Source organism: Marinobacterium sedimentorum, assembly GCF_024267675.1.
Taxonomy (GTDB): domain Bacteria; phylum Pseudomonadota; class Gammaproteobacteria; order Pseudomonadales; family Balneatricaceae; genus Marinobacterium_A; species Marinobacterium_A sedimentorum.
In genome coordinates, this window is sequence record NZ_JALDYX010000183.1 from 1 (window position 1) to 222 (window position 222).

General features: G+C 58.6%; 1 protein-coding gene. It reads left to right on the forward strand.

The window, feature by feature from the left end; all coding sequences use genetic code 11:
- Window positions 1-8 precede the first annotated feature (8 nt).
- On the forward strand, window positions 9-222 hold a 214-nt coding region (locus MRS74_RS24300), incomplete at its 3' end, for a T9SS type B sorting domain-containing protein (RefSeq protein WP_368671329.1).

Genomic DNA, 222 nt, shown 5'->3' on the forward strand with positions numbered 1-222 from the left:
TCGACAACCTGCCCCGCTACTATCTTCCTACGGCTTTCAGCCCCAACGGGGATGGTCTCAACGACCACTTGATTCTTTACCTGGGCCCTGGTTCGGAACGAATAGAGACCCTGGAGCTATACGACCGGTGGGGCCAGCTTGTCTGGTCGTACGGACCGGACAGCGATAGTTGGGATGGTCGCATAAACGGGCGTCCGGCCTCTCCGGGGGTCTACAGCTATT